Annotated in this window: 7 protein-coding genes; 4 read left to right on the top strand and 3 right to left on the bottom strand. The window is 72.0% G+C overall.

All coding sequences use genetic code 11. From position 1 onward, the window contains the following. Positions 1–10: 10 nt before the first annotated feature. Both STRIP9103_RS31380 and STRIP9103_RS31375 read right to left on the bottom strand, forming a co-directional pair. Positions 11–694 carry a gamma-glutamyl-gamma-aminobutyrate hydrolase family protein gene (locus STRIP9103_RS31380; protein WP_009327180.1) on the bottom strand — a complete coding sequence of 228 codons (684 nt, stop codon included), beginning with the start codon at positions 692–694 and terminating at the stop codon, positions 11–13. Between the two features lie 114 nt (positions 695–808). Next, on the bottom strand, positions 809–1543 hold the full coding sequence (locus tag STRIP9103_RS31375; RefSeq protein WP_009327174.1) for a FadR/GntR family transcriptional regulator: 735 nt from the start codon (positions 1541–1543) through the stop codon (positions 809–811). Positions 1544–1666: 123 nt separating this feature from the next. Between STRIP9103_RS31375 and STRIP9103_RS31370 the strand changes: the two genes are divergently transcribed. From STRIP9103_RS31370 to STRIP9103_RS31355, 4 genes are all read left to right on the top strand, one after another. Continuing rightward, on the top strand, positions 1667–3025 hold the full coding sequence (locus tag STRIP9103_RS31370; RefSeq protein ID WP_009327175.1) for a glutamine synthetase family protein: 1359 nt from the start codon (positions 1667–1669) through the stop codon (positions 3023–3025). 11 nt (positions 3026–3036) lie between these two features. Continuing rightward, on the top strand, positions 3037–4416 hold the full coding sequence (locus tag STRIP9103_RS31365) for an aldehyde dehydrogenase family protein (protein WP_009327172.1): 1380 nt from the start codon (positions 3037–3039) through the stop codon (positions 4414–4416). After that, positions 4413–5195 (top strand): 3-oxoacyl-ACP reductase, encoded by a 783-nt coding sequence (locus STRIP9103_RS31360; RefSeq protein ID WP_009327178.1) that lies wholly within the window; start codon positions 4413–4415, stop codon positions 5193–5195. Before STRIP9103_RS31365 ends, STRIP9103_RS31360 begins: the two co-directional genes overlap by 4 nt. Positions 5196–5281: 86 nt before the next feature. Then, positions 5282–6193 carry a DUF2510 domain-containing protein gene (locus tag STRIP9103_RS31355; RefSeq protein WP_009327177.1) on the top strand — a complete coding sequence of 304 codons (912 nt, stop codon included), beginning with the start codon at positions 5282–5284 and terminating at the stop codon, positions 6191–6193. A gap of 20 nt (positions 6194–6213) precedes the next feature. Here the strand turns inward: STRIP9103_RS31355 and STRIP9103_RS31350 are convergent, their stop codons facing one another. Next, the gene (locus tag STRIP9103_RS31350) at positions 6214–7416 is read right to left on the bottom strand and encodes an amino acid deaminase/aldolase (protein ID WP_048821324.1); all 1203 of its coding nucleotides are present in this window, start codon (positions 7414–7416) and stop codon (positions 6214–6216) included. Between the last annotated feature and the right edge of the window lie 762 nt (positions 7417–8178).

Raw genomic sequence — 8178 nt, 5'->3', positions numbered from 1 at the left:
CCCCTGGGGTTCAGGACGCGGCTTCCGTGAGGGCCCGCATCACTCGTTCGTCCTCGCCCATCTCCGGATGCCACTGAACCCCCAGCACCCAGGCGGAGCCGGGGAGCTCGACGGCCTCCACGGTGCCGTCGTCGGTGGCGTGGGCAGAGGCGAGCAGACCGTCGCCCAGGCGGTCCACCGCCTGGTGGTGATAGGTCGGCACGGCCGTCTCCTCGGGGACGATCTCCGCGTAGCGCGTGCCGGGGACGGGCTTGACCGGATGGTGGCCGAAGACGCCCACCTCGGTGACGTGGTCGTCGATGTGCTGGACCAGCGTGCCGCCGAGGGCGACGTTCAGGAGTTGCATGCCCCGGCAGATGCCCAGCAGCGGTGTGCCGGAGGCGAGCGCCGCGCCGATCAGGGCCAGCTCCCAGGCGTCCCGCGCCGGCGCCGGCGGCCCCGTACGCGGAGAGCGCTCGGCGCCGTAGCGGGCCGGGTCGACGTCGGGCCCGCCCGCGATCACCAGCCCGTCGAGCCGGGCGACGGTCTCGGCGGCGTACGACGGGTCGTCCGGCGGCAGCATCGCGGCCAGCCCGCCCGCCGCCTGCACCAGCCGTGGGTAGCCGACCGGCAGCAGCGCCGCATCCAGCTCCCACACCCCCCAGCGCGCACCGGACTCCAGATACGTACTGACACCGATCAGCGGCCTGGCCACGCGACTCTCCCTCGCGCTCGACGGGACCCGGGCCCGCACACCACCCGGTTCACCAATGGAAAACGTTCATACCTTTGGACGCCGGGCGCTTGCAAGACCACACTCCCGCGCCCGCTATGCCAAGAACCCCCGCAACAGCGCCGCCGTCCCCGCGCAGTGCTCCCGCATGATCTCGCGGGCCCCGTCCGCGTCGCCGTCGAGGATGGCCTCGACCAGGGCGACGTGCTGGCGCTGGGAGTGCTCCAGGTTGCGTACGAGGAGGGGGATGCAGTCGAGGAGGTCGTTGACGGAGGCGCGTACGGCGGCGTACTGGGCGGTCAGGCTGGGGGAGCCGCACAGCTCGGCGAGGGTGAGGTGAAGGAGGGTGTCGAGGCGGCGGTACTCGGCGAGCGGCGCGTCATGCGTACGGGCCAGCGCCTCGCGCAGCCGTCCCGCCTGCTCGTCGGTGAGCCCGTGCGCCGCGCACAGCCCGGCCGCGCCGACCTCCAGCACCTCCCGGAAGCGCAGTACGTCCTCGATGTCGACCTCGGAGCCACGGCGCCGCAGCTCGTCCTCGCCACCCACGTCCGTGCGCGGCAGCACGAACGTTCCGCCGTACCGCCCGCGCCGCGACTCCACCAGCCCCTGGTCCTGCAGGACCTTCAGCACCTCGCGCAGGGTCACCCGGCTGATCCCCAGCCGCTCGGCCAGCTCGCGCTCCGCGGGCAGCCGTCCGCCGCCGGGCACCAGTCCGAGCCGTACGACCTGGAGGATCTGTTCCAGGGCCTCCTCGAAGCCGTTGCCCGCCCGCACCGGCCGCAGCACCGGGGTCAGCCGGTCCTGCGGGCCGCCGTCCGGTTCCACCGACATATGGCCGTGCCCCCTTCCCAAGCAATGGTTCTCGGCAATACCTTATGTCTCCCGGTCCGGCTGAAGAAGCGCGCCGTACGAGCAGCGGCACGGCAGCCGCAGCAAGCCCAAGGAGGCCTCCCCGTGGCAGACCGCACAGCCCCGCTCGCCGTCGAGGAGCTGCACGCCCTCGTCGCGGGCGGTGAGATCGACACTGTCGTACTGGCCTTCCCCGATATGCAAGGGCGGCTCCAGGGCAAGCGGTTCGCCGCGCGTTTCTTCCTCGACGAGGTGCTCTCCCACGGCACCGAGGGCTGCAACTACCTGCTCGCCGTCGACACCGAGATGAACACCGTCGACGGATACGAGATGTCCTCCTGGGAACGGGGCTACGGCGACTTCGCCATGCACCCGGACCTGAACACCCTGCGCCGCGTGCCCTGGAACGCGGGCACGGCCATGCTGATCGCCGACCTCGCCTGGCACGACGGCTCACCCGTCGTCGCCGCGCCCCGCCAGATCCTGCGCCGCCAGCTGGAGCGTCTCGCCGAGCTGGGCTACACGGCCAACGTCGGCACGGAGCTGGAGTTCATCGTCTTCAAGGACACCTACGAGCAGGCCTGGGACGCCGGTTACAAGGGCCTGACACCGGCGAACCAGTACAACATCGACTACTCCGTCCTCGGGACGGGCCGTATCGAGCCCCTGCTGCGCCGGATCCGCAACGAGATGGCGGGCGCCGGACTGACCGTCGAGTCCGCCAAGGGCGAGTGCAACCCCGGCCAGCACGAGATCGCCTTCAAGTACGACGAGGCCCTGGTCACCTGCGACCAGCACGCGATCTACAAGACCGGAGCCAAGGAGATCGCCGCCCAGGAGGGCGTCTCGCTCACCTTCATGGCCAAGTACAACGAGCGCGAGGGCAACTCCTGCCACATCCACCTCTCCCTCGCGGACGCCGACGGCACCAACGTCATGGCCGACGGCCATGGAATGTCCCAGGTCATGCGGCACTTCCTCGCCGGGCAGCTCGCCGCCCTCCGTGACTTCTCGCTGCTCTACGCGCCCAACATCAACTCGTACAAGAGGTTCCAGCCGGGCTCCTTCGCGCCGACCGCCGTCGCCTGGGGGTACGACAACCGGACCTGCGCCCTGCGGGTCGTGGGCCACGGCCGCTCCATGCGCTTCGAGAACCGGCTCCCCGGCGGTGACGTCAACCCGCACCTCGCCGTCGCCGGGCTCGTCGCGGCCGGGCTGTACGGCATCGAGCAGAAGCTGGAGCTGCCGGAGGTCTGCGAGGGCAACGCGTACACCGCCGAGTACGCGCATGTGCCGACCACCCTGCGCGAGGCCGCCGAGCTGTGGGAGAACAGCCCCATCGCCAAGGCCGCCTTCGGGGACGAAGTGGTCGCGCACTACCTCAACATGGCCCGTGTCGAACTGGCCGCCTTCGACGCCGCCGTGACCGACTGGGAGCTGCGCCGCTCCTTCGAACGCCTGTGAGAGGTCCTTCCTTGTCGTACGAGCACGAGCTCCAGGTACTCAACCCCGCGACCGAGGAGGTCGTCGCCACCGTCCCGGCCGTCGGCCCGGCGGGCGTCGACGCGGCCGTCCTCCTCGCGACGAAGGCCCAGCGCGCCTGGGCCGCCCTGGCCCCCGCCGAACGCGCCCGGCTGCTGCGCCGCTTCGCCGTCGCCGTGGACGAACACCTCGAGGAGCTGGCGCGGTTGGAGGTCCGCGAGGCCGGGCACACCATCGGCAACGCCCGCTGGGAGGCCGGCAACGTCCGCGATCTGCTCGACTACGCGGCCGGGGGTGTGGAACGCCTCACCGGACGCCAGATCCCCGTCCCCGGCGGCCTCGACGTCACCATCCTCGAACCGCTCGGCGTCGTCGGCGTGATCGCCCCCTGGAACTTCCCGATGCCCATCGCGGCCTGGGGTGTCGCCCCCGCGCTCGCGGCAGGCAACGCGGTGATCCTCAAGCCCGCCGAGACCACCCCGCTCACCGCCCTCCGCCTCGCCGAACTGGCGAGGGAGGCCGGGCTCCCCGAGGGCCTGTTCCAGGTGCTGCCCGGTCACGGCCCCGTCACCGGCAACGCCCTCGTCGAACACCCCGGCGTCGCGAAGATCGTCTTCACCGGGTCCACGGCCGTGGGCAAGCAGGTGCTGGCCAAGGGCTCGGCGCTGCTCAAGCGGGTCACCCTCGAACTCGGCGGCAAGAGCCCCAACATCGTCTTCGCCGACTCCGACCTCGAAGCCGCCGCGGCAGCCGCCCCCATGTCGTTCCTCGACAACTCCGGCCAGGACTGCTGCGCCCGCACCCGCATCCTCGTCCAGGCTTCCGTCCACGACCGCTTCCTCGAGCTCCTCGCCCCCGGCATCGAGTCGGTCCGCGTCGGCGACCCGGCCGACGAGGCCACCCAGATGGGTCCGCTGATCTCCCGGGTCCAGCTGGACCGCGTCCGCGGTTACGTCGACCCGGACGCGCCCGGCATCCGAGGCAAGGCACCCGAGGGCCCCGGCTTCTGGTTCCCGCCGACCGTCCTGACCGGCGTCGAGCCGCACGCGCGCGTGGCCGCCGAGGAGGTCTTCGGGCCGGTCGCCGTGGTCATCCCCTTCGAGGACGAGGCGGACGCGATCCGGCTCGCCAACGACACCCCGTACGGCCTGTCCGGCTCCATCTGGACCCGGGACGTCGGCCGCGCCCTGCGCGTCTCCCAGGCCGTCCGCGCGGGCAACCTGTCCGTCAACTCCCACTCCAGCGTCCGCTACTGGACCCCCTTCGGCGGCTTCAAGCAGTCGGGGATCGGCCGTGAACTCGGCCCGGACGCGCTCACCGCCTTCACCGAAACCAAGAACGTCTTCATCAGCACGGAGGGCCCCGCACAGTGACCGAACAGATTGTGTGCCGTCGCCTCGTCGGCCGTACCGCCGTCATCACCGGCGCCGGCAGCGGCATCGGCCTCGCCACCGCGCGCCGGCTCGCCTCCGAGGGCGCGCACGTCGTCTGCGCCGACGTGGACGAGGCCCGCGGCAAGGCGGTCGCCGAGGAGGTCGGCGGGCTCTTCGTGAAGGTCGACGTCACCGACGCCGAGCAGGTCGAGGCGCTGTTCAAGACCGCGTACGACACCTACGGCAGCGTCGACATCGCCTTCAACAACGCGGGCATCTCACCGCCCGACGACGACTCCATCCTGGAGACCGGACTGGAGGCCTGGAAGCGGGTCCAGGAGGTCAACCTCACCTCCGTGTACCTGTGCTGCAAGGCCGCGATCCCCTACATGCGGCGTCAGGGCAAGGGCTCCATCATCAACACGGCGTCCTTCGTGGCCCGCATGGGCGCGGCGACCTCCCAGATCTCGTACACGGCCTCCAAGGGCGGTGTCCTCGCCATGTCCCGTGAGCTGGGCGTGCAGTTCGCGCGGGAGGGCATCCGCGTGAACGCGCTGTGCCCCGGGCCGGTCAACACCCCCCTCCTGCAGGAACTGTTCGCCAAGGACCCGGAGCGGGCGGCCCGCCGCCTCGTCCACATCCCCGTCGGACGGTTCGCCGAGGCCACCGAGATCGCCGCCGCGGTCGCCTTCCTCGCCAGCGACGACTCGTCCTTCGTCAACGCCACCGACTTCCTTGTCGACGGCGGCATTTCGGGCGCGTACGTCACACCGCTGTAGCCATGGAAGCACCGGCTCCGGAACTCCGTCGGCGCAGGCCCCGATACTCCGGGCATCCGCACAGTCGGTGTGATTAAAGTGCCGGGATGAGCAGTTCGCCGCCGCCCGGCTGGTATCGCGACCCGTCCTACCCGCTCACCGAACGCTGGTGGGACGGGACCGCGTGGACCGACCACCGGCGCCAACCGGAGCAGCTTCCCCAGCCCCTGGCACAGCCGCCGGCGCCCAGGGGCCCCGGCCGCACCAAGGTCGTCGCCCTCGCGGCAGCCGGTGCCGTACTGGTCGCCGGGGCCGTCACGGGTGGCGTCCTCGTCCTCGGGAAGGACGGCGACGGCGGCCGGAATACGCAGACCACGACGTCCACGCCGACAGCCCCGACCTCCGCCGCCGACGCAAGCGACAGTCCGTCCCCGTCCCCCTCCGCCACCGACGGCGCGGCCGTCGTCGCGGACGACCTCAACGGCATCACGTTCCCGATCCCCGACGGCTGGATCAACGGCGAGGAATCCGGTCGGCAGGACGCCGTCCTGGTCACCGACGGCACCTACGACTGCCCCGGCGACGGCGCCCTGTGCCGCCACGGCTGGGTCTTCTCCCGGACCGTCACCGGCAGCGCCGAGACGGACCCGAAGACGCTGGCCGAGAACGACATCCAGGACGCGGCAAACGACGCGTACGACCGTGACAAGCTGGACCGCCGCCCGTACAACGGCATCACCGGGCACGAGGTCGTCGACTCCGGCTCGGTCGCCGTCGCGGGCCGCGCCGGGTACTTCGTCCGCTGGCGCGTCACCACCGAGGCCGGACCCGGTGGCTACGTCCAGTCCCTCGCCTTCCCGTCCAGCAGCGGCTCCGAGGCGCCCGTCATCGTCCGGTTCGCCCTGGACGCGGGCGACGACAGCCCGCCGGTCAGCGACATCGACGAGATCGTCAAGGGCATCCGATCGGTGGACGACGCGGACACGAGCGGGGGAGTGGGCAGCAGCATCGGCCCGTAGCGACCCGTGACCGGTGAGGGCTACAGGAACGTGTGGCCCTCACCGCGGTACGTCGGTACGGTCGCCGTCACCTCGTCGCCCTCCACCAGGTGCAGCACGTCGAACCGCTCGCACAGCTCACCGGCCTTGGCGTGCCGGAACCACACCTTGTCGCCGAGGAGCAGATCGTCGGCGGGAGCCCCCAGCAGCGGGGTCTGCACCTCACCGGGGCCCTCCTGAGGGTCGTACTTCAGCCCCTCCGGGAGGTACGGCACGGGCAGTCGGTCGCGTCCGGGGGCACCGGAGGCCGGGTAACCGCCGCCCAGGACCGTGACGACACCGACCCCCGGACGCCGTACGACGGGCATCGCGAACAGCGCGGCCGGACGACCGCTGAACGAGGTGTAGTTGTCGAAGAGACGAGGCACGTACAGGCCCGAACCGGCGCCGATCTCGGTGACCGCGTCCTCGGCCGCCGTGTGCTGCACGCTGCCCGTACCGCCGCCGTTGACGAACTCCAGGTCCGGCGCCACCGCCCGTACGGCACGCACCACTTCGGCCCGCCGCGCGGCCAGCTCCTTCTTCGCCGTGGCCTGCATCAGCCGCACGGCACGCGAACGGAACGGCCGCCCCGCCACCGAGTCCCCGACACCGGCGATATGACCCTCGTACGCCATGATTCCGACCAGCTTGAACCCCGGGCGCTCGGCGACCGCGCGGGCCATCCCGGCGACCTGGGCGGGCGAGTGCAGCGGCGACCGCCGGGCCCCGACCCGCACTCGGCCCCCGAGCAGCTTCAGCGAGGTGTCCAACTCCAGGCAGACCCGCACCACTTCACCGCCGCCGCGCCGGGAGTCGTCGATCAGCTGGAGCTGGGAGGGGTCGTCGACCATGACGGTGACGGCGGCGGCGAGCTTCGGGTCACCGGCGAGCTCGGCGAAGGCCTCGCGATCGGCCGACGGATAGGCGAGCAGGATGTCCTCGAACCCGGAGCGCGCCAGCCACAGCGACTCGGCGAGGGTGAACGACATGATGCCCTGGAAGCCCTCCCGGGCCAGGACCCGCTCCAGCAGCGTCCGGCAGCGAACGGACTTGCTCGCGACGCGGATCGGCTTGCCGCCGGCCCTGCGGACGAGATCGTCGGCGTTCGCGTCGAAGGCGTCGAGGTCGACGATCGCGAGAGGTGCGTCGAGATGAGCGGTGGCCCGGTCGTAGCGGGCCCGGTCGGCGGCGCGCGCAGTCATGAACGAAGCCTGCCAGACATGATTACCGCAGGGTAGGGGGACGTTCCGGGCTAAAGCCACGGTCCGGCCGACTGGTTCCCGTTCGACGGGGGCCAAGCCGTAGAGTGACGCGAACGCAGGGACGACCTCCACGGGGATGCCGCTCCGCTGCCACGGGTATGGGTTTGCCCGTGGTGTGCCGGCCGGCGACGGGGGGCCGCCACCTGCGACGAGGACCGCTCCCCACGGGCGGTCGGCCACCCGGACCAGCTCCGGACCGGCCCGGGTACGAGGAAACGGGGGGTGCATGAGCACGGAAGCGCGCCGCGCCTCCATCCCCCCGCGCCCACCCCGGCCCCCGCGCCCGTCGCCATCACCGACCGCCGACGACACGTCGACGACGTCACTCCGACGCGACGAGCCCCAGCCGCCATCGCGCGAGCCCGCGCCGGGCGACGGCGCCGGGGGCGCGTCGAGTTCACGTTCATCCACGGGTGGTGCTTCGGGTTCGTCCGCGGGTGACGGGTCGGTCTCGCGTTGGTTTGTCGGCCGTGCGCCGACGTCAGGCCCCCGTTCGTCGTCCCCGGGCAGGGGTTCGGGCGCGTTGCCGCCGATGCGGGACGGCGGATCGGTGCCTCCGTCGTCGGCGAGGAGCGGCGGGCCGGTGCCCGCGCCGCCGCGTGAGCCCGCGTCGGCCGCCGGTACGGCAGGACCCCTGCCCCCGCTCGTATCCGGCCCGGAGGGGGGCTCACCGGCACTGCCGCCCCGTCCGGACCGCGCCCC

Origin of the sequence: Streptomyces ipomoeae 91-03 (assembly GCF_000317595.1) — a bacterium.
GTDB lineage: Bacteria > Actinomycetota > Actinomycetes > Streptomycetales > Streptomycetaceae > Streptomyces > Streptomyces ipomoeae.
The sequence above is the reverse complement of the archived record's forward strand: the minus strand, read 5'-3'. Positions and strand labels throughout refer to the sequence as shown.

Excerpts from the sequence above, each read along its gene's own strand:
- STRIP9103_RS31375 (WP_009327174.1), bottom strand. The coding sequence starts at position 1,543 with ATGTCGGTGGAACCGGACGGCGGCCCGCAGGACCGGCTGACCCCGGTG.
- STRIP9103_RS31355 (WP_009327177.1), top strand. The coding sequence starts at position 5,282 with ATGAGCAGTTCGCCGCCGCCCGGCTGGTATCGCGACCCGTCCTACCCG.
- STRIP9103_RS31350 (WP_048821324.1), bottom strand. The coding sequence starts at position 7,416 with ATGACTGCGCGCGCCGCCGACCGGGCCCGCTACGACCGGGCCACCGCT.